General features: G+C 41.1%; 19 protein-coding genes. 14 read left to right on the forward strand and 5 right to left on the reverse strand.

Annotated elements, in window-relative coordinates:
• The first annotated feature begins 57 nt into the window (after nucleotides 1-57).
• From F3059_RS06480 to F3059_RS06525, 10 genes are all read left to right on the forward strand, one after another.
• Nucleotides 58-4,593, forward strand: a complete 4,536-nt coding sequence (locus F3059_RS06480) for a DUF7948 domain-containing protein (RefSeq protein ID WP_151167405.1) — start codon at nucleotides 58-60, stop codon at nucleotides 4,591-4,593.
• Nucleotides 4,593-5,597 (forward strand): PorP/SprF family type IX secretion system membrane protein, encoded by a 1,005-nt coding sequence (locus tag F3059_RS06485; protein WP_170265085.1) that lies wholly within the window; start codon nucleotides 4,593-4,595, stop codon nucleotides 5,595-5,597. Before F3059_RS06480 ends, F3059_RS06485 begins: the two co-directional genes overlap by 1 nt.
• Entirely contained in the window at nucleotides 5,597-7,807 is a 2,211-nt protein-coding gene (locus F3059_RS06490; RefSeq protein WP_151167409.1) for a tetratricopeptide repeat protein, read from the forward strand. The genes F3059_RS06485 and F3059_RS06490 overlap by 1 nt, the downstream gene beginning before the upstream one ends.
• A gap of 242 nt (nucleotides 7,808-8,049) precedes the next feature.
• A complete protein-coding gene (locus F3059_RS06495; protein WP_170265087.1) occupies nucleotides 8,050-8,829 on the forward strand; it encodes a hypothetical protein in 780 nt (259 codons plus the stop codon).
• 448 nt (nucleotides 8,830-9,277) lie between these two features.
• On the forward strand, nucleotides 9,278-9,844 hold the full coding sequence (locus tag F3059_RS06500) for a transposase (protein WP_151167423.1): 567 nt from the start codon (nucleotides 9,278-9,280) through the stop codon (nucleotides 9,842-9,844).
• A 149-nt stretch (nucleotides 9,845-9,993) separates the two neighbouring features.
• Entirely contained in the window at nucleotides 9,994-10,317 is a 324-nt protein-coding gene (locus F3059_RS06505; RefSeq protein WP_151167425.1) for an ArsR/SmtB family transcription factor, read from the forward strand.
• A gap of 11 nt (nucleotides 10,318-10,328) precedes the next feature.
• Nucleotides 10,329-11,216, forward strand: a complete 888-nt coding sequence (locus F3059_RS06510) for an arsenite methyltransferase (RefSeq protein ID WP_151167427.1) — start codon at nucleotides 10,329-10,331, stop codon at nucleotides 11,214-11,216.
• 8 nt (nucleotides 11,217-11,224) lie between these two features.
• Complete coding sequence (locus F3059_RS06515) at nucleotides 11,225-11,854, forward strand: low molecular weight phosphatase family protein (protein ID WP_151167429.1); 630 nt, start codon at nucleotides 11,225-11,227, stop codon at nucleotides 11,852-11,854.
• On the forward strand, nucleotides 11,847-12,881 hold the full coding sequence (arsB, locus tag F3059_RS06520) for an ACR3 family arsenite efflux transporter (RefSeq protein WP_189683211.1): 1,035 nt from the start codon (nucleotides 11,847-11,849) through the stop codon (nucleotides 12,879-12,881). The genes F3059_RS06515 and arsB overlap by 8 nt, the downstream gene beginning before the upstream one ends.
• Nucleotides 12,882-12,886: 5 nt before the next feature.
• Nucleotides 12,887-13,936: an ArsO family NAD(P)H-dependent flavin-containing monooxygenase gene (locus F3059_RS06525; RefSeq protein WP_151167431.1), complete on the forward strand. Its 1,050-nt coding sequence runs from the start codon at nucleotides 12,887-12,889 to the stop codon at nucleotides 13,934-13,936.
• A gap of 1 nt (nucleotide 13,937) precedes the next feature.
• Here F3059_RS06525 and F3059_RS06530 read toward each other — a convergent pair whose 3' ends face one another.
• Genes F3059_RS06530 through F3059_RS06545 form a run of 4 tightly spaced genes read right to left on the reverse strand, consistent with a single transcriptional unit; the run spans nucleotide 13,938 to nucleotide 16,635 of the window.
• Nucleotides 13,938-14,648: a ZIP family metal transporter gene (locus F3059_RS06530; protein WP_151167433.1), complete on the reverse strand. Its 711-nt coding sequence runs from the start codon at nucleotides 14,646-14,648 to the stop codon at nucleotides 13,938-13,940.
• Entirely contained in the window at nucleotides 14,638-15,303 is a 666-nt protein-coding gene (locus F3059_RS06535; protein WP_151167435.1) for a hypothetical protein, read from the reverse strand. The genes F3059_RS06530 and F3059_RS06535 overlap by 11 nt, the downstream gene beginning before the upstream one ends.
• On the reverse strand, nucleotides 15,303-16,208 hold the full coding sequence (gene rimK, locus F3059_RS06540; RefSeq protein ID WP_151167438.1) for a 30S ribosomal protein S6--L-glutamate ligase: 906 nt from the start codon (nucleotides 16,206-16,208) through the stop codon (nucleotides 15,303-15,305). Before rimK ends, F3059_RS06535 begins: the two co-directional genes overlap by 1 nt.
• Nucleotides 16,183-16,635 carry an ATP-dependent zinc protease family protein gene (locus tag F3059_RS06545; protein ID WP_151167440.1) on the reverse strand — a complete coding sequence of 151 codons (453 nt, stop codon included), beginning with the start codon at nucleotides 16,633-16,635 and terminating at the stop codon, nucleotides 16,183-16,185. Before F3059_RS06545 ends, rimK begins: the two co-directional genes overlap by 26 nt.
• Nucleotides 16,636-16,757: 122 nt before the next feature.
• On the opposite strand from F3059_RS06545, the gene F3059_RS06550 reads away from it, so the two are divergent.
• The 3 genes from F3059_RS06550 (at nucleotide 16,758) to F3059_RS06560 (ending at nucleotide 21,158) form a co-directional block, all read left to right on the forward strand.
• Entirely contained in the window at nucleotides 16,758-18,926 is a 2,169-nt protein-coding gene (locus F3059_RS06550; protein ID WP_151167442.1) for a T9SS type A sorting domain-containing protein, read from the forward strand.
• 5 nt (nucleotides 18,927-18,931) lie between these two features.
• Nucleotides 18,932-20,242 carry a choice-of-anchor L domain-containing protein gene (locus F3059_RS06555; RefSeq protein WP_151167444.1) on the forward strand — a complete coding sequence of 437 codons (1,311 nt, stop codon included), beginning with the start codon at nucleotides 18,932-18,934 and terminating at the stop codon, nucleotides 20,240-20,242.
• Nucleotides 20,243-20,312: 70 nt separating this feature from the next.
• On the forward strand, nucleotides 20,313-21,158 hold the full coding sequence (locus tag F3059_RS06560) for a universal stress protein (RefSeq protein ID WP_151167447.1): 846 nt from the start codon (nucleotides 20,313-20,315) through the stop codon (nucleotides 21,156-21,158).
• On the opposite strand, the gene F3059_RS06565 is transcribed toward F3059_RS06560, so the two are convergent.
• The gene (locus tag F3059_RS06565; protein ID WP_151167449.1) at nucleotides 21,155-22,357 is read right to left on the reverse strand and encodes a PAS domain S-box protein; all 1,203 of its coding nucleotides are present in this window, start codon (nucleotides 22,355-22,357) and stop codon (nucleotides 21,155-21,157) included. The two genes, F3059_RS06560 and F3059_RS06565, sit on opposite strands and share 4 nt — an antisense overlap.
• A 110-nt stretch (nucleotides 22,358-22,467) precedes the next feature.
• Here F3059_RS06565 and F3059_RS06570 point away from each other — a divergent pair, with 110 nt between their 5' ends.
• Nucleotides 22,468-24,651 (forward strand): S9 family peptidase, encoded by a 2,184-nt coding sequence (locus tag F3059_RS06570; protein WP_151167451.1) that lies wholly within the window; start codon nucleotides 22,468-22,470, stop codon nucleotides 24,649-24,651.
• Nucleotides 24,652-24,670: the final 19 nt, after the last annotated feature.

The raw sequence follows: 24,670 nt of genomic DNA on the forward strand, positions 1-24,670 counted from the left end.
CGTCTGTTCTAATGTGATTATCATTCTTATATTTGATAACTTTCGATTTAGGAACACATGAAAAGACTCGGGGTTATATTGGTTTTTCTTGGGCTGTGCAATGCATTGAGTTTTGCTGTTAAGCCCGGCTACAAATTCATCATCAACCACGGTCAGTTTCACGAAAATGTGCTGTTCAAAGCAGAAATCCCATCGGGAAATATATTTGCTGAGAAGAATGCACTCACCTATCACCTCTACGATGCACAGCTTTTACAGGATCTTCACCACAGTCCTGAAGCAGATTCCAATCCGAATCAAAAAATGCAGCATCACGCATTTAAAATGCAGTTTGTTGATGCAACTCCCGCTACGGTTGAAGGAAAAGAAAAGTACAAACACTGGTTCAATTATTATCTAGGAAACAATCCTGATAAATGGGCGAAAAAAGTTCCGGCTTTTGGTGAAGTGCAATGGCAGTCACTTTACAATGGAATTGACATGCGCCTTTACACGAGTGAGAATCAACTCAAGTACGACTTCATCGTCAATCCCGGCTCAGACCCTGATAAAATAAAATGGCAATATTCTGGCTTAGAAGATATTACTGTCAGAAAGCGATCTATTACTTTAAGCACTTCACTGTTCGATATTTCAGAGAACAGACCATTTGCCTACCAGCTCATTAACGGTGAAAAAATCGAAGTAAAGTGTTTTTTCAAAGAACTCGAAGACGGATCAATCGGCTTTGAATTTCCCGATGGTTACAATCGGTCAGAGCCACTTATAATCGATCCAACTTTAATTTTTTCCACTTACTCGGGAAGTACAGCCAACAACTTTGGGTATTCAGCAACATTTGATGCGCGTGGATACCTCTACTCGGCCAGTACGGTATTTGACAACGGATATCCCACAACAATGGGAGCTTTTCAAACATCCTGGGCAGGCGGTACTGGTGGTGGTCCGGTTGGTTTTCCATCCATTAACGGAACCGATATTGCCATAACCAAATGGGATACAAACGGAACTGCTCCAATCTACAGCACTTACATTGGCGGCTCCGGTGACGAGCTACCTCACAGTTTGGTCGTCAATGACAATCAGGAACTCTATCTCATGGGAACAACAGGATCTCAGGATTACCCTGTGATCGCGACAAGCTATGATACCTCATTTAACCTGGATAACAATAACATAAGTCAGGTCAATTTGCTAGCCGGATTGGGTGTGTTTTTTGATATTGGATCTGACCTTGTCATTTCACGATTCGATTCTAGTGGGAATAATTTACTCGGTTCCACTTTCCTTGGCGGCACACACAATGACGGACTCAATGACGGTCCCACAAAATTCAACTATGCTGATGAAGTGAGAGGCGAAATCGCAATCGACAACAACCAAAATGTTGTGATCGTGACCTGTACCAGGTCAGATGATATCCCCATCGCTGGATCACCTTTTCAGGCTACAAAACCGGGATCTACAAATAACCTGGATGCGGCTATTTTCAAAATGAGTTATGATCTTACTTCACTCACTTGGTCCTCCTACCTGGGCGGTATTGCAGCTGATGGTTTGTATTCAGTCGCCTTTGATGATCAGAACCAATTGTATGTTTCGGGTGGTACTTCATCGATTAATTTCCCCACAACGAGCGGAGTTATAGGAACAGCACATAACGGTGGAATCGATGCTTTTGTGTCACTTATCAGCGAAGATGGTAGTAGTTTGATCCACAGCTCTTACTGGGGCTCGAATAATTATGACCAAAGCTACTTTGTTGAAACAGACGACAATGATGATGTCTATATATTTGGGCAAACAGCAGCTATTTCTGGCCAGTTGATATTCAATGCTCAGTACAATGTACCTGCAGGTGGTCAATTCATCACAAAATTATCTCCACAACTCGACAGCATAATTTGGTCTACCCGCTTTGGTAGCGGTGATGGCGATCCGGATATTTCACCAACAGCATTCCTCGTTGACTTGTGTAATGCCGTTTATCTATCTGGCTGGGGAAGTTCCATTCAGGGCGGCAGTTTGAGTACCAGCGGTTTAACCACTGCCGGAAATCCTATTCAGAGCACAACAGATGGCAACGACTTCTACCTCATGCAACTTGCCGATGATGCATCATCGCTCGATTACGCGACATTCATGGGCGGTTCTGCAGCAGAACACGTTGATGGGGGAACGAGTAGATTTGACAAAAAAGGAAAAGTCTATCAGGCTGTTTGTGCCGGCTGCGCCACCGCATCTTCTCCTCCATCATCAGATTTTCCAACGCATCCTAATCCAGGTGCTCACAGTACAACCAATAACGCAAATGGCTGTAATCTGGCCGTATTTAAAATAGACTTTTTACTTCCACTTGTCGTGGCTGATTTCATTGCACCCGATCAGGGTTGTGCTCCATTTACTGTTGATTTTGAAAATGTTAGCCTGCAACAAAGTGCTACTAATTTCTACTGGGACTTTGACGATGGCGACACCTCAAACCTATTTGAACCCATTCACACTTTTGATTCTGCCGGAGTCTACAACGTAATGTTGGTACTTTCAGATACCGCCTCCTGTAACCTCAATGACACGCTCTTCAAGGAAATAACAGTAAGCAACGATACTTCTTACACTCTCCCAACAGTAACAAAATGCATTAACGAAGAAGTTAAAATAGGACCTAACTCTACTCCTATTCCCGGAATCTCTTACAACTGGTCACCTTCCCAGTTTTTGTCAGACACGACAATACCAAGAACTGCTACAACCGTTCCATTTGATTTCACTTATGAGTTAATCATCGACAATGGAGTTTGCCCCGATACCGTTTTTCAGCCGGTAGAGGTCGATTCGGTAAAAATAGAACTCCCTAATGACACACTACTCTGTGATGATCAATTCCCGTTCAATCTCAGCGGAAATAGCTTTGGGACGGGAAATCAGTTTGTTTGGAGTTCAGATTTGACTCTGACCGATACGCTCAACACTGCATTAACAGATTCCACCTTCCAGGCAGATTCTGCCAGCACTTACTACTTCACTGCTATTTCATCTAATGATTGTCAGCTCACAGATAGCGTTGAAGTTTTATCTGTACAACAGCAAAATCCATTGATCACAGGATTTGACGATCCCGGGATTGGCTGTATACCTTACGATATCAATTTTAATAACACGTCAACACACATTGATTCAGCCCAGTTTTTCTGGGATTTTGGAACTGGAGATACCAGCATGCAGGTAAATCCGAGTTATCAATTCAGCAATTCAGGCACTTACACCATTCAACTTGTTGCTTTAGATACTGGGATTTGTACTCAAATTGATACAACAGAACTGCAAATTGAAGTGATTGAGCCGATTACTGAAAATGTGGCTGATACCGGTTGCCTCAATTCAACCATACAAATTGGTTCACAGTCAGAACCGAATACAACTTACTCCTGGGTTGAGAGCGGGCTTGTGAGTGATCCTAACGCCTCTTCAACTTCAGCGCAATTGAACTCAGATACAACGCTAACATTGTTAGCTACATCGGTTTGTGTGGACACGCTTTACAACTCGGTTAGGATCGACTCCATTTCTGCAAATACTGACTCGCTCATCATCTCGTGTTCTGACCAAAATCCGGTTCAAGTCAACGGAACAGCTCAGGGTGACAACCCAACTTTCCAGTGGGATACGCTTTCGAGTTTTGCTAACCCGATATCCACACAACAAGCTCTTACTTATTCAGCTGAAAGAGGCGTAAACAAACTCTATTTCAAAGCTACAACTGCTTTTGGCTGTGAGGCGATTGACTCAACCAATATAGTAGTGAGTGATTTAACTGTCAAAACTGATGGCGACAGCATTGTGTGTTTCAACGATACCGCTCAGTTGTTTGCCGAAAACCAATTCCCGCAAAATCAGCTCACCTTCTCCTGGGAACCGATTGAAACGATCATCACTCCTACCGATAGCCAACGTATTGTTGCAACGCCTACTACTACAACATCATACATCGTGACCTCTATTAACGATAGTGGTTGTGTGGGAAAAGACACGGCTACAATTGACGTTTCATCACTCAATCAGGGAGTGATATCAGCCCTGGCGAGTCAGGACACGATATTGAAATCACAAACTGTAGATCTGCTTGCTAATCCAGACACATCAATTTATTCTTACACGTGGTCTCCTGAGGATGTCCTCGTTTCAAACGGACTTGCAAGCGTCATCGCTCAACCGCAGCAAACCACAACTTTTGAGGTGGCTGTAACTGATAGCCAGTACCCGCAGTGCTCTGACCGTGCTGAAGTAACCGTTGTCGTTGAAGAATTGATTTGTGGTCCGCCAGATATTTACGTGCCCAACGCTTTCACTCCTGATAGCGATGGCCTCAACGATGAGCTGCTGGTGAGAGGAGAAAATATTCGGGATCTTACATTCAAGATTTACAACCGCTGGGGTGAACTGGTTTTTGAAACAACCAATCAGCAAGAAGGCTGGGACGGAATTTGGAACGATAGCCGAGTTGAAAACGGTGTTTATGTGTATCACCTCGATTTGATCTGTATTGACGGGCAAGAGTATTTTGAAAAAGGAAACGTGACGATTTTGAAATAGTGCGCAAACTGGTAATTTACATAGCGTTTTTCTTTTTTGTCATCGGGCTGAGGGCTCAGGATGCACGCTTCACACAGTTTTTCAATGATCCACTTTACACAAATCCGGCTCTGACCGGCAACTTTTTAGGTAAATACCGCTTTGGTGCGCATTATCGGCATCAATGGGCATCTGTAACACGAGCATTTCAAACGGGTGGTGTCTCTGCCGATATTGCCAATATCCTCCCTTCTACCGGACTCGGATTGATGATTTACAATGATCTTGCAGGTGACGGAGATTACAGCAATACGCAAATATCAGTTCCGCTCAGTTATACTTTCAAGTTATCGTCTGATTCTACTCAGCGATTGACACTGGGAGCTCAACCAGTTTTCCAGTTCCAACAACTCAACTTTGGTGATTTTTTCTTTGATGATCAGTATGACAACGGATCTTTTAACCCGAATATTCCAACTGCAGAAACTGGCTTTTTACAATACGAAACACAACGCTTTTTCAATCTGCACGCTGGAGCTGTGTACACTTCACAAAAATCGAAACGTGAATATTTTCAAGCAGGATTAGCCGTTCACAACGCTCTTGAACCAGAAAACTCATGGTTTGGTCAAACCGCCCAGGTCAACATGCGCTACAGCGTACATGGAAATGCAGCCATTCGATTTTCGCAGGGATTCAATGTAAATCCCGGTATTCGCTATATGAGGCAGGGACCACACCAGGAAATTATGGGCGGAGCTAATCTCGCATTCCACTTCAACGATTCTCCGTTTAAAAATAAAAGCATTGAAGTTGGCCCGTGGTATCGCCATAACGATGCCGCAATCCTCTATGCCGGAGCGCATATTGAAAGATGGAAAATAGGGTTATCGTACGACATCAACATTTCATCGCTGGAAAGAGCAAGTAACAACCGTGGTGCGTGGGAAGTTGCGCTGCTGTACACGATTGAATACATTAAACCGGATCGCAAGAAATTCAAAAATTGTCCAACCTTTTTGTAATGAAAATAAAGTCGCTCATAGGGTTTATCTTTTTGTTGATGCTGCGTAGCAACAGTTTTGGTCAGAGCCCTGATCAATTCCGCGAGCTGGCCGATGACGCAATCCGTGAGGGCGATCACTACGGTGCTGCGGTGTATTATCAAAAAGCCTTTTTACTAGACAGTCAGAACCTGAGATTCGCTTACAATGCGGGTAAAGCTTTCCGTGAGACAAACGACTACGAAAAGGCAAACGAGCTCTTTTCTCATGTAGTTCAAAAGGACGACATGGATGAATATCCGCTCGCGTTATACTACCAGGCCGAGATGGAAAAATACAGAGGCAATTACCTGCAGGCCCGCGAATTATTTGAGCAGTACGGAAAGATTTACCGCTACAAATCTGCCTGGCACACCAAAAAAGCTAAAAAAGAACTGGAGTCCTGTGAATGGGCTTACGAACACCAATTTGACAGCAACAAAGTTGAATTCTACCGCTACGAACACCCTATCAACACGATTTACTCAGAGTTGAGTCCGTGGTTGAGCTACGACTCAACATTCTACTTTGCTGCTCTGCGCTACGACACCGGCTATTCGTGGAGAATTCCGAACGCTGACAAGAGCTACTTCACTGAGGTTCTGACCGTGGAAAAAGATACCAACGAAGTTTATTCCATTGATGAAGTTGACAACATCAACGAGAGCTTTGTCCACACGGCTAATTATTTCTTCGATTCAACATTTGCGGTTGTGACACGCTGCGATGAAAACTGTCATATTTACGCTGCAAAAAAGGAAAATGGCGAATGGACATCCTTCGAATACGTGGAGCAACTCAACCGCAGCGGATACGAATCTACCCAGGCATTTCCTGTCATGATCGATGGAAAACGGTATGTGTTTTTCTCGAGCGATTTCAGGCGCGGTGAGGGCAAAATGGATATCTGGTACAGCTCGATGATGCCTAATGACAAGTTTTCTCAACCGCAAAACCTCTCGGCTATCAACACGCCCGGAAATGAAATCACACCTTATTACGACACAGCTCATAAGGCCCTCTATTTCTCCTCAGACTGGCACAATGGGTTTGGCGGACAGGATGTTTTTCGTGTGACAGGATTCCCAAATGATCTGTCAGAACCGGAAAACCTCCTCCATCCTATCAACACATCTGTTAATGATTTATACTTCAATAGAAACGATCTTTACGAGATGGGCTTTTTGGTATCGAACCGCGAAGGCGGCATGGCGATCAAGAGCAAAACTTGCTGCAACGAGATTTACGGCTTTGAAGAGATCGAAGCTCCTGAAGTTGAAGAAGAGCCTGTCAAACCCGATACGGTTGAAGAGCCAGATACTAACTTGATTGTGGAGGAAGTACGCAATGAAATCACCCAAAAGCTGATCGACTTAAAGCTTTTGCCCCTCGAAATGTATTTCCCCAACGACCAGCCCGATAAAAACACCTACGCTACGACAACTGAACAAACCTACTTTGATGTCATAGAAACCTACCGAAAAGAACTTTCAACTTATACAGAAAATAACTCGAGTTTTAAGTCTGAATTTTACGACTACTACGTTGTTGACCGCGATGAAATTCTCACCGCTTTAATGGATACCATTAGCTCGCTGATCGGGAACGGCAAGCGCATTCAGCTAGGTGTACAGGGATACGCCTCTCCTATCGCTTCAAGCAAATACAACCTCAACCTGGCCAAAAGGCGAATTCACAGTTTAGTCAACACTATGACCACCGATTCGGTTCTGAACGAAGCCTACAACCGCGGAGATCTACTATTTTATGAAATTCCGTTTGGCGAGTTTTTCAGCACGGATGAAGTGAGCGATTCTGATAGCAACCAAATAAACTCCGTTTACAGCAACAATGCTGCTCTCGCGCGTAAAGTTTCCATCAACTGGATCGAGATGAAAGATCAAAGAGTTCAGCTACCCACCTTCCGTTTCAGTGATCCGGTTATCGAAACGTTACCGGTTGATCAAATCACCACACAAATCACGAATACCGGTAATGAAACGCTAAAATTCTCTATCGGTCAGAGCCCTGCTAGCATCCGTTTTACCCAGCAGAGCTGGTCGATTCCAGTAAACGAAACAGCAGAATTGAAAATCGATATCTCTAACCTCAAACCCGGAGTGCACAAAGTGGTATTTAACTCCAACAGCTACTCTGAGAAGCACGAGTTGTTTATTAAGGTTTTGGAGTAGGATCTTAATTTATTCTTTATCTCATATCTCACTAAATCAAAATCACAAAAAGCTCAATAACTCGATATTCTTCTAATTAAAATATATAGGATTAATTGTTAAAAAGATAAATGTTGGGTATAATTGTAGCTGTAGAATAGAATATTTTAAAAAATAGTTCAGCTTAAATATTCTATTTAACGAACACAAAAACTGAAATTACCCCTATAACTCATTATTTCGATAAGTAAAACCCTATTTCTATGAAAACAACAAAAAGATTTTTCCTGTCCATAGCTATTATAGTATTGTCGATTCCAACATTCAATAGTTGCAAAAAAGGAGATGGAGATCCATTTATTTCTCTTAGATCGAGAAAGGCAAGAGTTGCCGGAGAATGGACTGTTGATAGTTGGAATAAACAAACTACTTTTTCAGGTTCTGACATATATGATGGCGAAACTTATACAAGTAACGGTAACTCAAAAACACAAATTAATGGATCTAGTATTACAATATCTGAGTCAGGCACTGAGTCAGGTCCTACTTCATCAGATAGCTACTCAACTAATGCTACTGGATATATAACAGCTGAAATAACCTTTAAGAAGGATGGTTCTTTTACAAGAACGTATGATTATAAAAATATGACCTCTACTTATACAACTGGTGGCAACTCAACAACAACAACTTACAATCAGACAATCAAAGAAACCGGAACCTGGAATTTTCTTGGAGGAGTTGAAGACGAGTTTAAAAATAAAGAAAGAATCATATTGAATATTATTGAAGTTAATTCAACATATAATTACACTGATACTGATGGCTATACTGGCGATGGATACGACACGGAATCATTTGCCAATGGTGAATCTACTGAAGTTTGGCAACTAACTACTTTAAGACATAAAGAAATGGAGTTAGAAGCTGAAATTGGAAATTCCACCTCCTACAATTCAACTGATAAATGGGGAGGAAATGTATATACGAATACTGGATCATCATCAGAAAACGGTATAATTGAAGGGACTCTCAAGCAATAATTGTTTGTATACTTTGCTGTGAAAATTTTAGTTATTTCTAGCATCTTATAATTATTTCCAGTTCTATTGGAAATGATTAAACCTCAAAAGCACCAAATCGAAATTTAGTTTCGATTTGATGTTATTTATGTACTCTATAGCCATAATAGCAATTTACAAAATCCGATTTCTATTTTTTTAAGTTGAAGCTTTACATGATGTAAAATCGATATCTCTAACCTCAAACCCGGAGTGCACAAAGTGGTATTTAACTCCAACAGCTACTCTGAAAAGCATGAATTGTTTATTAAGGTTTTGGAGTAGGTATAGTAGTTTAGTTGTTAAAATTAACTATATTAGTTAAAGACTAAACAATTAGATATTAGAATACTTCATTAAACTTCCCGTATTAAGATTATGTTCCTTTAGCCCCATTAGAAATAGCTAAGGCCTTAATAAAGTAGGTTTCATGAATTACGATCCCAATAAACATCACCGAAGATCCATCCGATTAAAAGGATACGATTACAGCAAGAAAGGGCTATATTTCATTACCCTCTGCTGCCAGGATAGGAGCTCTTTTTTTGGGGAGATTGACAATGGTGAAAATAGATTGAACAAAGCTGGAGAAATCGTGAAAGAAGAATGGGAGAAAACACCTCTAATTCGAGAAAACACAGCTCTTCATGAATACATCATAATGCCCAATCATTTTCACGCCATTATTGAAATCTTATTTTCAAAAAATCACGAAGAAAACATAGGTGAATTCAAATCACCATCTCAAACAATCGGGGCGATAATTCGCGGATTTAAAGGAGCAAGCACGAAAAGGATTAAGGAATTATATTTTTCTGAAAATCAAAGTACGTGCGAATCGCAATTCGCCCCAAAGCATTTCTCCCCAACGGATAAAATCTGGCAGCGCAATTACTACGAGAGCATTATTCGAAACGAAAAATCATATTATAACATCAGCAGATATATCAGAAATAATCCAGCCAATTGGGAAAAGGATAAATTTAATCATCGATAATAGAACGGGCGAATTGCCATTCGCCCCATCTATAATCCAGCTGATTGAGGAAAAATATATTTAATCATCCATAATCGCCAAGGGCGAATCGCTATTCGCCCCATCTAATTAAATAATTTATCGTAATATTGCGATTAAACAATATAACGATGGGAGTAACACGTACTGATCTCTTCACTGAAGAACAAAACGAATTGGCCAAAATTGCCAGGATATTAGGACATCCCGCTCGGATTGCGATTGTTCAGCATCTGGCAAGAATCAATGCCTGTATCAACAGTGACCTGGTGCAGGAATTAGGATTGGCTCAGGCTACAATTAGTCAGCACCTGAAGGAACTCAAGAATGTGGGAATCATTCAGGGAACTGTAGAAGGATCTTCTATGAGCTACTGCATCAACCCAACGAAATGGAACGAATGTAAAGACCTACTCACAGGTCTGTTTGATGAATACAAAAATGAATGTTGTTAAAATAAAATAACATGAATAAATCAGAGGAATTAAAAGAGACAGTCCGCAAAAAATACAGCGAAATAGCTGAACAGGATAAAGCTGAAAATCAATCTTCCTGCTGCGGAGCGGACGGAACTTCTCAAAAAGTGTACAACATCATGACAGATGACTACACAAAAATAGACGGCTATAATGAAGAAGCTGATCTCGGACTGGGATGCGGACTCCCAACTCAGTTTGCCCAAATCAAAGAAGGTGACACGGTCATCGATTTGGGTTCAGGTGCCGGAAATGACTGTTTTGTGGCTCGCCACGAAACGGGTGATAAAGGAAAAGTCATCGGAATTGATTTCACTGATGCGATGATCACTAAAGCACGTGCAAATGCTGAAAAGCTGGGCTACAACAATGTGGAGTTCAGGCAGGGTGATATCGAAGATATGCCGGTCAATGATAACGTTGCTGATGTTATCGTGAGCAACTGTGTGCTCAACCTAGTTCCCGATAAGCAAAAAGTGATTCAGGAAATTCACCGTACGCTCAAGCCGGGCGGACACTTCAGCATATCGGATATCGTGCTCGTTGGCGAACTCCCTGAAGAGCTGCGCAATGATGCTGAAATGTATGCCGGTTGTATTGGCGGTGCAATTCAAAAGGACGACTACCTCGGCCATATCAAAGAAGCCGGATTTGAAAATATCACGATCCAAAAAGAAAAGACCATCACCATTCCCGATGATATTCTTTCAAAATACCTCAGCAACGAGAAAATGGAAGAATTCAAAAATGGTGACATCGGAATTTTCAGCATTACTGTTTTTGCTCAAAAAGCCGGAGCTGAAAAGAAAAAAGTAAATATGGCCACGGCCGGTGATGCTGCACAATCAGAATGCACTCCGGGTGGTGGTTGCTGCTAGTTGATTTTATGTCACAGTCAGATCCAAATCATAAACTGAAGTTATTTACAGAATCACTCAACGATTCTGAAATCAAATCATCTCGAATTGAGCGGCTCAACTCTATAGCTGAGTCGCTCAGTTCTGTTTACAGGCAAGATGATACACTGAACCTGAATTTCATCTGCACCCACAACTCAAGGCGTAGTCAGCTCGCTCAGGTTTGGATGCACAATTTCAGTCGGTTATTCCATCTCAACATCCACTCCTACTCAAGCGGAACTGAGATCACACAGGTTCATCCTAACATACTGAGTGTTCTTGAGGAATCAGGGTTTGAAGTTGAAAAGAGCCGGGAGACAAATAATAATCCACGTTACAAACTGAACTTTTCTGAAACCAAAGGTTCTATTCTGCTGTTTTCAAAGTCGATCGATGATCAATCACTTCCCAAAAAGTTTGTTGCTATCTCTACTTGTTCTCAGGCAGATGAAAATTGCCCGTTTATCCCACAAGCCAGTATGCGATTTTCGCTCACTTATGATGATCCCGGAAAGTACGATGGCTCTGACCGTGAAATTGAAGCTTACAGACTAACCAATAAACAGATAGCTACAGAATTAAAATACTTAACACATAAACTAATTAGTGATGAGTGACGAAAAAAGCGGTATTGGCTTTTTTGAAAAATACCTAACCGTTTGGGTCTTGATTTGTATTGTGATTGGCGTAGCAATAGGATCGCTATTTGAAGAGAAAATAGCTGTTATTTCTTCCTGGAACATTGCACATGTCAATATCCCTGTTGCCATTTTAGTTTGGATGATGATTTTCCCTATGATGGTTCAAATCGATTTTTCATCCCTCAAAAAATCAGGTAGGAACATCAAAGGTCTTAGCCTCACCGTTATTGTGAACTGGTTGATAAAACCATTTACTATGGCCTTTTTCGCCTGGCTCTTTTTCGATAATCTCTTCAATGCATTTATAACTCCTCAACAGGCTGATGAATACATAGCCGGAGCAATCATATTGGGAGCTGCTCCCTGTACAGCAATGGTGTTTGTATGGTCTTATTTATCGGGAGGAGACCCAAACTACACGCTCGTTCAGGTTTCAATCAACGACCTTATTTTACTCGTTGCTTTTATACCTATTGTTCAATTTCTACTTGGAATTACCGATTTTCAAATTCCGTTCGATGTACTCACTACTTCTGTAATCGTATTTGTTGTGATCCCCTTAATAGCTGGATACCTAACAAACAAGTATCTCATCAGGCGAAAAGGAAGAAAATGGTTCAATGAAAGGTTTTTGCCAGCTTTAAAGCCCGTTTCCATAATAGCTGTACTAACTACTCTTCTCCTTCTTTTTTCCTTTCAGGGAGAAACAATTCTCAATAAGCCGGGACACATTTTACTTATTGCAATACCTTTAACCATTCAAACCTATTTTATCTTTTTTCTTACCTGGTTTGCAGGAAAGTTTTGGAAATTACCTTACCGTATTTGTGCACCAGCTTCAATGATCGGATCCAGTAATTTCTTTGAGTTGGCAGTGGCTGTATCTATCGCTATTTTCGGACTCAATTCAGGTGCAGCCCTGACCACAGTTGTAGGAGTTTTAATTGAGGTTCCTATAATGTTGTCATTGGTTCAAATTGCCAAGCACTGGAAATACGAGTAGAAATCATGAATAAAGACCTCATCATAATTGGCGCGGGACAGAGTGCTCTCGCCTGTGCTTACTATTTGCGCAGGACTGATATCGATTACACGATTCTCGATGCATCGCAACAATGTGGCGGTTCCTGGAACAAGTACTGGGATTCATTGACGCTCTTTTCACCTGCAAAGCACAGCTCCCTTCCGGGTTGGTTCATGCCGCCATCAAAGGATCGTTATCCCACACGCGAGGAGGTTATCGATTACCTGTGCAAGTACGAAAAGAAGTACAACGTGCCGGTGGAGCGCCCTGTGAAAGTTGAGAGTCTGCACAAAGAGAACGGTATTTTCACTTTAAAAACGTCTACAGGTAACGTTCAGAGCCGGACAGTCATCTCGGCTACAGGCACATTGCGAAATCCTCACATTCCGAATGTCCCGGGAAAAGAAAAATTCAACGGAAAGCAAATACATTCGGCTTATTATCAGAACCCTAATAGCCTTGCAGGCAAAAAGGTTCTGATCGTGGGAGAAGGAAATAGCGGAGCGCAGATTTTAGCTGAAGTCTCAAAGATTGCCGAGACATACTGGGCAACCAAAAACTCACCTGACTTCCTCCCCGATGATGTGGACGGACACGTCCTCTTCGATGTGGCTTCAGCAAAATACTACGCCAAACAAAAGGGTGAACATTTTGATTCGAGCCAGTACAACCTGGGAAACATCGTTATGGTTCCGAGTGTGAAAGAAGCTCATGAGCGTGGTGTTTACGAAAACCCAAAACAACTGAAAAGCATCTCAGAGAATGGATTTTTTTGGACTGATGGAAGTTTCCAGGAAATTGATGTCATTATTTGGTGTACCGGATTTGGTTACGCTACTCAACACCTCAAACCATTAGTAAAACCGGACCAGAAGGGAAAAGTTGAGACAGAAAAGACACGTGCAATCAATCATCCCGGTTTGTGGCTCGTTGGATATGGAGGTTTTACAGGTTTTGCATCTGCGACATTAATCGGAGTTGGAAGAACAGCAAAACAAACGGTTAAAGAGGTTGAAGAATACCTCGATTCCTAAATTACCCGATCAGCTTCTCTCCTATTATTCCCACAGCAAACCCTAGTGTTGCCGGCAATGAAGTGATATAAGTGTTTTCGAGTTTGCTCTCCGGAACAACGTCCTGAAAGAGCAAATACAGAATTCCGCCACTGGCAAAAATCATCAGGTGACCTGTGACAGTTGGTAAATCGCTGAGAAAGTAAAATCCGAGCAGTGCTCCTGCAATTCCGAAAAAACTCAGGAAAAAGAAAATGAATAGAACTGTTCTTTCCTTAAATCCGCTCAGAACCAAATCTCTGTAAGCATTAAATGCTTCAGGTAGGTTTTGTAGCCCGATAAATATGGCGAGGAGAGTTGCAGTTTTCATATCCCCTGCAAATACAGCCCCCAAAGCAATTGACTCAGGAACAAAATCCATGAGCATAGCTAACAAAGTCGCTACCTTCCCTCCTTTTTGAGCGATTGCCTTATCCACAAAATAAAAGACAACTGCTCCGGTAAAAAACGAGATCAACAATTCAGTAAGTGAAAGAGCCTCCATCGACTTTGGGACAAGCACCAGGGCTAAAGCAGACAAAATAATACCACCTCCAAAAGCAATTAAACCGTGACTCGTTTCATCTTTTACCGGACTATCCTCGATGCGGTGATTAAAAAAACGAGCTAGTAAACCACCTAGAAAAACAGTAGCTCCGGCAAAACCACTGTAGAGAATTATTTTATCGAGCATTCTCTATATCTTTTGGTTTGACCGGGTATTTCTCGTTGTATTTCCTCACATAAATATACATAGCTACATTGCGCTCTCTCCGCTTGAGATCCATAAATTGTCGGTAGAGCTGCTCATCATCTTTGATGAATTCAGCCACATTTTGTGGTGTCATTTCCTTGATCTCTCCACTTTGGAATTCAAAAATAAAAGATCGCATTTCATTTGAATAGCCTCCGACCGGAATTGAAACTCCAGCTGCTGTTCCAAAGCTTCCGGCAGCAAATCCAACCTGTGGCTTGAATCCGCTTTGCACATCGTTGATGAGAAAATAAGACAACTTCCCGATGACAATTATTTTATAAAATCCGCCACCGGCTTGTACATACGGATTTCCGTTTGCGCACAACCCAAAAACTTCATCAGTAAAAACATTGACGAGTTCACCGTTTTCGTTTTCATATCTGAAACTCGTAAGCTCAAATAGTTTCGTAAAAAAATCGGGATCGTTTTTATCAAGTGGTGTGTAAACTTCCTGTGGAGAGAGAGGATCGTTGAATTGAAAATCTTCATATTTCAAATAGATACCATCATTGAAATCAATTTCAGTAAAGTTTCGCTGAGCAATCGTCAACGATGGAATAACAACTAACAGAAATATGAAAAACCTCCGCATTACGCTCCCACTTTATCGACCTTGATTCGCTTCTCAGTTCCTTTTTCCACGAATTGAATAATTCGTGTGGCGATATCCTTTTTGAGTGCTGTTTCAATTCCCTCAAGTCCCGGAGATGAATTTACCTCAAGGATTAGTGGTCCGCGAGAACTCTGTAATAGATCTACTCCGGCAACAGAAAGCCCCATCGCTTTGGCTGCTGCAACAGCTGCTTTGCGTTCTGCTGATGACAACTTAACTGCTGAAGAAGTTCCTCCACGGTGAAGATTGCTTCTAAACTCACCTTCAGCACCCTGTCTTTTCATTGCTCCAACAACTTTACCGTTGACAACAAAAGCGCGAATATCAGCTCCGTCAGCCTCTTTGATAAATTCCTGAACCAGGATATCGGCTTTGAGTCCGTGAAACGCCTCCACTACACTCTTTGCCGCTTTGCGCGTCTCGGCAAGCACTACTCCAATTCCCTGAGTTCCTTCTAATAGCTTTATCACAACTGGCGGACCATCAATCAATGAAATAAGGTTGTTGATGTCCTTAGCATGATTGGCAAAAACAGTCTTGGGAATACCGATGTGATGACGCGATAAAATTTGAATACTACGCAGCTTATCCCGTGCTCTGACTATTGCCAGTGATGAGTTTGCAGAAAAAACTTTTTGCATTTCAAACTGGCGGACAATCGCTGTACCGTACATTGTAACGGAGTTACCTATACGCGGAATAATGGCATTGATGTCTTTGACTTCTTTACCATTGTAAAATATTTGAGGATTCCCGATTTCTGATGTCACTGAACATTTCAAGTGATCGAGTACGATGGCCTCATGACCTCGTTGTTCAGCAGCCTCTACCAGTCTTCTTGTCGAATATAATTTCGAATTACGAGATAATATTGCTATTCGCATCTTTGTTTATCTTCTTTTGATCGTATGATAAATTCTTTTTACTCACATCCACAACATAACGATTGCGCAGTAATCTACGCCCCAGTAGCACAGGATAGCGCATTTCTTTTCTGCGAGCCAAAGTAAAATCAGTAAGAGTTTTGTGACCAAATATCTCCACCCTTAATTTTACAACAAATCGCTTTTGTGTTTGCCCATTACTACTTTTCACTTCTCTCGTCCAGTACTGGTCAAAGTAGTATGTCTTTTTTCGGTTTCCCAGCAGGCAAAAACGCAAAATCTTTTTGCCTTCTTTTTCGGTCTCTTTAATGTAGCTGGCTCTAATCGATGAGCTTTTTGCTCCGGAGTCGATTCTGGCTTCAACATTTTCGAGCTCTAATTCAGGAAAGTCGATACGGTCAGAACCGCCAATAATTCTTTTCATCATAATTACAGCCAATAAGATTAGCGATAATCCAACACATTTGCAAATTACAAGTAAACAATAAACTTAGCGAAAACTTCTTTTAATACAAGAAATTCGTACATTAGAAACGAAATTGTAAAAGTATGCTAAAGCAGTTTATAACAGTTGCAATCTTTGGTATTTGTGGCGTTAGTTTATCTTTTGGTCAACAAGACCATCAGCCTAAAAAGTTCACAGCTAAAAAGATCAATCAATACACGCCAAGCAAAAAAACACCTGATTTTGATGCGCGGATAAAAAATATTGAAGCCCCTACTCCCGGAGGCGATTCCTATAAATCTTTTTTATTGCGTCAAAAAATTAAAGGTTCACGCTTACACAAAAAAGGAGCTTTCAAAACGACTAATTCAATAAATACAAATGCTCCAGCTCCCACAATCAACTGGGAGATGGCACTTTACCGTTATTTAGCTCCACTGGATACAAACTTTCTGCTCTCAGGAGGTGTGCCGCTCGACAATACTATAGCGGTCAATAATGACAACATTCTTTTAGCCTCGGTCAACTCTTACCTGTGGGGTTACGATCTAGAAGCTGATACCATTTTATTCAAAGATCAGGCTGGATCTACTAAAACAATTTCATTCAAAGAGTTTGCCGGAGATTCAATCAGCCCGTCAAATGAAAACACTTTTCCATTTGACCCCAAACTACTTTACGATCCTAACCACGACCGGTTCATCTTTGCTTTTTTAGATGGCCGCGGACCTGATGACAGCCAAATTGTTGTCGGTTTTTCAAACTCGTCAGATCCAAGAGAAGGATGGTCGGTTTACGCGATTACCGGTAATCCGCGCGATGTAAACGAGTGGACAGATTACCCGGCTCTGACCATTACTGAAGATGAACTCTTTGTGACGATCAACCTCATTGAAAACAATGTGAGCTGGCAGGAGGGTTTTCGCGGATCTGTAATTTGGCAAATGGATTTGGAGGGCGCTTATGCCGGTGACTCTGAAGTTGATTTGCAGGTTTGGGACGATATCAAATATCAAGGACGCTATTTGAGGAATCTCAATCCGGTTGAAGGCCCTGACGGCCCATTAGGCCCAAATGCTTATTTCCTCAGCAACCGCAATTTTGACGTGCAAAACGACTCGATTTTCATCGTGGAAGTCACCAATACTATGGCGAGTGGAGAAGCTGCGCTCAACATCGAGATGGGCAAACTCGATCAACCTTATGGAGTTCCACCAAATGGAAAACAGGGCGACACTCCTCCCGGAAGTGCCGACTCGCTGGGCTTACAAACAAATGATGCCCGCTGGTTAGGTGCTATATTGTTTGAAGACGAAATTCATTTTGTGGGAAACACTCGTGACTTTGAAACGAACAATGCTGCTGTTTACCACGGAGTAATTGATTCGTTGAATGGAAACAGAACTTTTACCGGAAATATCATTGCAAGTGATACGCTCGACTACGGATATCCAAAAATTGCCTACACAGGAATGAGTGATTGCGACAACACCTATATGATCGGGTTTAATCACACATCTCCTACTTTTCACCCGGGAGTTTCAGCAATTTACTACAACCATAACACTCGTGAGTATTCACCAAGAGTGACGCTCAAGCGCGGTGAAGGCGTAGTGGATAAACAACAGGGAGCTACAGAAAGATGGGGCGATTATTTTGGCATTCAGCGTGTTTACAACAATCCAGGAACTGTGTACACAGGCGGTTTTTACGGCAAAGGTGGAAATCAAAGTAATACCTGGTTGAGCAAGCTCACAATATCACCTCAGGAAACCAGTGATCCTCAATTGACTGTGGACACAACATTTTCATCGGCAAATCGCTGTGAAGTAAAGCTTTCTGCTGATGTTAGTGGCGGTAAAGCACCCTATACTTTTTTATGGAATGGTGAACAATCTGACAGTTCCTACACTTTCAACGGCTGTAATGGTCCGTTTGAATTAAAAGTAATTGATGACTGGAACTGTGAAGTTTCGATGAGTGGAAATATCGCTGAAGAAAATCAATTCAGCGTTGGAAAGTCACGCATTTTTCCGAACCCTGTTATCAATGACCTAACGATTGATTTCTCCATGAATCAGCAACAGGAAGTCGATGTTTACATTATAGATGCAACCGGCAAAATCGTTAAAAAACTGATGAGCACAAGTGTTCAGGAAGGAAACAATCAACTCATATTCAATACCGCTCCACTCCAGCAAGGCGTTTACCGCGTTGTCATTCAATCGGGCGATAATCAACTTTTAGAAGAACCTTTTGTTAAACTCCGCTAGTCTTTATGTCTAAGAAATTCATAATTGCAGTATTTCTGCTATCTGCTTTTACGGTCAGAGCCCAACTACTGATCGATGAAATCAAAACACTCGACCACGTAATCAATGACGTTCTCATTAAAGGTGACCTTGAAACGCGCAATCTTGATTACACACGCGGAGCACGTGGTAGCTTCAAGCTCTTTGAAAACGAAAACTCGATACTGCCTATCAAAAGAGGTGTGGTTTTGAGTACTGGTAGTGCAGGCATTATCCCGATGCAAAACGTTGAAACCGGTGCAAGTGGATCTATGGGAGTTCCGGGAGACCCAGACTTAGACAGAGTTGCAAAAGGAGTCACTTTTGATGCTACCGTTCTCACCTTTGATTTTGTTCCTGAGCAAAACACCATTTCTTTCCGCTATGTATTTGGATCTGAAGAGTACCCTGAATATGTGAATCGTGGATTCAATGATGTCTTTGTTTTTTATTTGATCGATCTCAAAACTCAGGAAAGACGAAACCTGGCTGTTATCCCCAACACTGATGAACCAATCTCGATCGACAATATCAACAGTGAACGATACAGTCAGTTCTACATCGACAACACGAATTTCAAACCGATGTCTGTAGCGCAAAAAACGATTGAGTTTGACGGTATCACGAGACCTCTCATCGCATATGCTAAAGTTGAACCTGGACGAGCGTACCGAATAAAAATTGCAATAGCTGATGCGGGAGATTCACGCTACGACTCTGCTGTTTTCCTCGAAGGTGGTTCGTTCCAGAGTCAGGATGAAGATACTTTTGTGATGGAGAACAGACGCTATTTTGAGCAATTTGAAAAGGAGCGACTAAAAATTGAAGGTGAAGAACCTCTCACCCAGTCAGAGATCGAAAAGCAAGAAATTAAGGTGCTGGAGCCTGAAAGTAAGGATCTGACCGAAACCAAAAACGAGGAAGTTAAAACGGTTGAAAAAGCTGAAAAAACTCAGGAAAAAAAGAATTTCGAGTATGCTATTTACTTTGGATTTGATAAAAATATTCCAAATGAAAATCAAATTGCCCGCTTTGCGGAATGGCTCGATAAAGTACCTGATGACTTAAATGTAAAAGAGGTTAAAATTGAAGGACACACCGATAATAAAGGAACTAAAAACTACAATCAAAAACTGAGCTATCAGCGAGCTATGTGGGTACAAAACTATTTGCTCGATAATGATGTTGAATGGGAAATGGCGCCTAAAGCATTTGATTTTTCTAAACCGGCTTCTAATAATGACTCTGAAGAAGGAAGAGCTAAAAACCGAAGAGTCAGGATTATTTTTGTTCAATAAATGTTCAATAATTTGATTTAACAAATAACTATTCTATTTTCGAAACGATTCTTGAATTAAACCTAGATTAATGAGCACACAAGACACAAACAAAATTGCAGTTTGCACTGATTTTACCTCAATAGCCCAACATGCGTTTGAAGAGTCAATTGCTTTGGCTAAAAAGCTAAACGCAGAAATTCACCTTGTACATGTACTTCTAGAAAATTCTGAAACTGAAGTAACTGCTGACAAGAAAATGGCTAAAATGGTTGATCAGGTAAAAGATCAATTAGGTGATATCGTAGTTAAATTCAATGTTGTTGACGGTGGCGGTGATATTGTGGAAGAACTCAATAAGGAAGTGACAAAATTGGCTCCTGCCTACTTTGTTGTTGGTTATGAAGTCAAAAAAGGACTCGACCGTTTCTTTGGTCCCAACATCATGAAGATTGTTCGCGGCACTAAGCTACCCGTTTTAGCGATTAAGGAAGACGAAACGCTTAAAGATCTCAAGGATATTGTTTTCCCGTTGAATTTGTGGGATTATGCCAGGCAAAAAACATTTGCTACAATCAGGTTGGCTCAACGTTTAGGAGCAACGATTCACCTTATCGGATTGGATGTTGACATGACTGACGGAGACCGCAGAGATCTCAAAATATTCATGAATCAACTGAAAAAACAATTTGAGGAGTACGGTGTGAGATACACTGAAGCCATTTTGCAAGGTGATGACGAAGTTAGTGTTGTTGTAAACTTTGCCAATAAAATTGATGCAGACTTAGTTGCTAAAGTATTCCACCACGATCCCGGTTTGATTAGCAGACTGAGGGGAAATCAGGATGAAGAAACACTAGTAAAATCTAATATGCCTCTGTTTGTTGTAAAATCAACTGACTATATGCAGGGCAACTGGAGTGCAATGAGAGGTTAATCAACCTGCTTGCGTTGCGTATATTCTAAATCATTGATGAGTCGCTTTGTTAATTCATCGAGCTCATCACCACTCTCTTGCAAAAGCTGCGCATAATGCGTGGCTTTTTCTTTATCCTCAATGTTTTCAAAGAGTAAAGTCGTAAGACCCAAAATATTGGAAATAGGTTTGCGCAATTCGTGAGAAGCTGAAAATGCATAATTCTCAATCTGTTTGATATAAGCCTCTCTCTCCTTCTTGTAGTTAATTTGATCTGTAATATCAATGGTGATTCCACGGAAAGTAGGGTTTCCATTAATCATACTCTTCCAAACCTTGTTTGACACCCATTTAATGTTACCTATTTCATCCTTGATTCTGTAAACGATTTCTTTTTGGTAAGTTGTGTGTTTTTGAAACTCATCAAGGGCTTTATCCATCTTGTGCTTATCTTCATCAACAATATACTTGTACCAGTACATTGGATCATTTTCAAGAATCTCAATATCCTGAGCATATAAATCTTCAGCAGCCTGGCTTACATAGAAAAATCCATCATCAGCGCTCGAATCCCACCAAATAGCATAATCGATTCCATCGAGAACCTGCTGTAAACGTTCCTGGCTTTTTTGCAATTTTCTTTGACTTCTTATTTTTTCGGTCAGATCCTCAACCATGATCAATCGTTCAACATTATCAGAATCGTGTGTAACCGAGTGCGAAACGATTGAGACTTCTGCAGTTTCACCATTTAATTTGTGAATCCTCCACCCTAATGATCTGTATTTCGATTTCGTCCTTGCAATGTTCACCACTTCATTGAAACGATCATATTGTTTGTGATCGAGAAATTCATTAATCCCAATGCCTATCACTTCTTCTTTGGTTCCTTGTAAAAATGATAAGCTAGCTCTATTTGCATTTACAATTTCAAGCGTATTCGTGTTGTAGATCACAATAGGGTTAGGATGGTTCTGAAAGAAATAGCGGTATTGTTTATTGGAATGCTCAATGCGACCAGTAAAATTTCTTATTAAAATCAATAGTAGTAATGCCGTGGTAATGACAAAAAATAAGCCTTTAATCGTTTGAAAAAGACCGTAGCCATGTAGCTGGGGAAATAGCAACTCACCTACATAGTCTGAGAGAAGTATGTAAACGCAACCAATAGCAGCATAGGTTACGACAATACTAAAGCTGTTTTTATCTGGACTCCACATTAATAGTGTACAATTTAAAAAAATTGTTTAGTCCAACAATATGTTTGAGTTAGGCTAAATTTACTCGCTTTTCAACTCAAACTATTATATTGCGCAAAAATATTTTGGAAATGAATATAAAGGCTATAACGACTGCTGTTCTTGCAACAGTATTATCTACGATCGCATTTTCACAGGACAAAGCAATCAAAAACAGTGACATCTGGCTAAAAGGAATGTTCAGGCAAGATTACGTGTGGGGTTTAAAGTCTATGAATGACGGAATTCACTACACTACGCTTGACAGAAGCAAAGATGGATTGCACATCGTAAAATACGCTTACAAGAATGGTGAGGTAGTTGATACCCTCTTCTCCACCTCTGATCTTGAAAAAGAGGATTTTCTTTTCAGTGGATACAGCTTTTCAAACGATGAAGCTCAATTATTACTCAAAACTGAAGTTGAACAAATTTACCGCCACTCTACTAAAGAATACAACTATATATATGACCTTGAATCCGGTGACCTCACAAAGCTACCCAGTGATGCAAAGCAGAAGTTTGCTACATTCTCACCACAAGGAGATAAAATAGCATATGTAGCTGAAAATGATCTATACATTTACGATATTGAGTCAGGTGAAACAACTCAGGCTACTGAGGACGGTGAAAAGAACAAAATAATCAACGGTGGAACTGATTGGGTTTACGAAGAGGAATTCGCATTCGACAAAGCATTCTTTTGGTCGCCCGATGGTAAGCACATTGCCTATTACCGTTTCGATGAAGAACATGTGAGAGAATTCTCAATGGCAATGTATCAGGGTAACCTCTATCCTGAGGATTACAAATTCAAATATCCAAAAGCCGGTGAACGAAACAGTAATGTTCAAATCAAGCTCTACAATCTCAAAAATGGTGATTCAAAGAAAATCGCTGAGACCAATAAACCATATACGGAGTACTTCCCACGTGTCAAGTGGACAAAAGATCCCAATCTGGTTGCTATTCAGAGCCTCAACCGACACCAAAATCAACTCAAAATCAAAACTATAAGTACAAAAGACGGTAAAGAGAAGATGATATATGAAGAGGAAAGCGACACTTACATTTCAATAACTGACGACTGGACATTCCTCAAAGACGGAAAGTCTTTTATCATGAGTTCTGAAAAGAGCGGTTTCAATCATTTGTATGAAGTGAGCTTGAAAGACGGTGAGGCAAAAGCTATTACACAAGGAAACTGGGTAGTGACAGATTTTTATGGAATCGATGAAGAAAGCGGTTACCTCTACTACCGCTCTGCTGAGCAAAGTCCGATGAAGCGCGATGTATACCGCATCAAACTCAATGGTAAACGCAAACAAAAAATAAGCAGTCAGGATGGTTGGAATGCTCCTTCGTTTAGCGAGGGAATGAAATATTTCATCAATACTTACAGCACTGCCAACTCTCCAAACTACATTACGCTCAACAACGCAAATGGCGATGAAATCAGGGTTCTGAAAGACAGTGAGAACCTCAAAAACAGACTGAAAGAGTACGCTTTATCCAACAAAGAGTTTTTCAGTTTTAAAACAGAAAAAGGGCACGAACTCAATGCCTCTATCATCAAACCGATAGATTTTGATTCAACGAAAGAATACCCGGTTCTGATCAATATTTACGGAGGTCCGGGATCACAAACTGTTACTGACGAATGGGGTGGCGGAAATTACATGTGGCACCAAATGCTCGCTCAAAAAGGCTACATCGTAATCTCTGTAGATAACCGCGGAACAGGTGCACGTGGAGTTGATTTCAAAAAATCGACATACAAGCAACTCGGTAAACTCGAGCTTGAAGATTACATCGAAACCGTAAAGTACCTCGAAAAACAAGATTTTGTTGACGATGAACGCATCGGGATTTGGGGTTGGAGCTTTGGCGGTTACATGAGCTCACTCGCCATCACAAAAGGAAGCAAGTATTTTGACGCTGCAATTGCCGTTGCTCCGGTAACAACATGGAGATATTACGACAGCATTTACACTGAGCGATACATGCAAACACCCGAGGAAAACGAAGATGGATACGATAACAACTCCCCCATCAACTTTACAGGTGAGCTCGAAGGAAACTATTTACTCGTTCACGGAACAGCCGATGACAATGTTCATTTTCAAAACTCTGCAGAGATGATCAACGCACTGGTCAGATCCAATAAACAGTTCGATCTCTACGTCTACCCCGATCGCAATCACGGCATTTACGGTGGAAATACACGCAACCACCTGTACGACAAGTTTACGAACTGGTTAGAAGAAAATCTTTAAGAATACCTATATTCGGCCC

Origin of the sequence: Salibacter halophilus (assembly GCF_008806325.1) — a bacterium.
Taxonomy (GTDB): Bacteria; Bacteroidota; Bacteroidia; order Flavobacteriales_G; family Salibacteraceae; genus Salibacter; species Salibacter halophilus.

What these genes read in the sequence shown, in the direction of transcription:
- F3059_RS06480 (WP_151167405.1), top strand. Translation starts at nt 58, where the DNA reads ATGAAAAGACTCGGGGTTATATTGGTTTTTCTTGGGCTGTGCAATGCA.
- F3059_RS06490 (WP_151167409.1), top strand. Translation starts at nt 5,597, where the DNA reads ATGAAAATAAAGTCGCTCATAGGGTTTATCTTTTTGTTGATGCTGCGT.
- F3059_RS06495 (WP_170265087.1), top strand. Translation starts at nt 8,050, where the DNA reads ATGAAAACAACAAAAAGATTTTTCCTGTCCATAGCTATTATAGTATTG.
- F3059_RS06500 (WP_151167423.1), top strand. Translation starts at nt 9,278, where the DNA reads ATGAATTACGATCCCAATAAACATCACCGAAGATCCATCCGATTAAAA.
- F3059_RS06505 (WP_151167425.1), top strand. Translation starts at nt 9,994, where the DNA reads ATGGGAGTAACACGTACTGATCTCTTCACTGAAGAACAAAACGAATTG.
- F3059_RS06510 (WP_151167427.1), top strand. Translation starts at nt 10,329, where the DNA reads ATGAATAAATCAGAGGAATTAAAAGAGACAGTCCGCAAAAAATACAGC.
- F3059_RS06515 (WP_151167429.1), top strand. Translation starts at nt 11,225, where the DNA reads ATGTCACAGTCAGATCCAAATCATAAACTGAAGTTATTTACAGAATCA.
- arsB (WP_189683211.1), top strand. Translation starts at nt 11,847, where the DNA reads ATGAGTGACGAAAAAAGCGGTATTGGCTTTTTTGAAAAATACCTAACC.
- F3059_RS06525 (WP_151167431.1), top strand. Translation starts at nt 12,887, where the DNA reads ATGAATAAAGACCTCATCATAATTGGCGCGGGACAGAGTGCTCTCGCC.
- F3059_RS06530 (WP_151167433.1), bottom strand. Translation starts at nt 14,648, where the DNA reads ATGCTCGATAAAATAATTCTCTACAGTGGTTTTGCCGGAGCTACTGTT.
- F3059_RS06535 (WP_151167435.1), bottom strand. Translation starts at nt 15,303, where the DNA reads ATGCGGAGGTTTTTCATATTTCTGTTAGTTGTTATTCCATCGTTGACG.
- rimK (WP_151167438.1), bottom strand. Translation starts at nt 16,208, where the DNA reads ATGCGAATAGCAATATTATCTCGTAATTCGAAATTATATTCGACAAGA.
- F3059_RS06545 (WP_151167440.1), bottom strand. Translation starts at nt 16,635, where the DNA reads ATGATGAAAAGAATTATTGGCGGTTCTGACCGTATCGACTTTCCTGAA.
- F3059_RS06550 (WP_151167442.1), top strand. Translation starts at nt 16,758, where the DNA reads ATGCTAAAGCAGTTTATAACAGTTGCAATCTTTGGTATTTGTGGCGTT.
- F3059_RS06555 (WP_151167444.1), top strand. Translation starts at nt 18,932, where the DNA reads ATGTCTAAGAAATTCATAATTGCAGTATTTCTGCTATCTGCTTTTACG.
- F3059_RS06560 (WP_151167447.1), top strand. Translation starts at nt 20,313, where the DNA reads ATGAGCACACAAGACACAAACAAAATTGCAGTTTGCACTGATTTTACC.
- F3059_RS06565 (WP_151167449.1), bottom strand. Translation starts at nt 22,357, where the DNA reads ATGTGGAGTCCAGATAAAAACAGCTTTAGTATTGTCGTAACCTATGCT.
- F3059_RS06570 (WP_151167451.1), top strand. Translation starts at nt 22,468, where the DNA reads ATGAATATAAAGGCTATAACGACTGCTGTTCTTGCAACAGTATTATCT.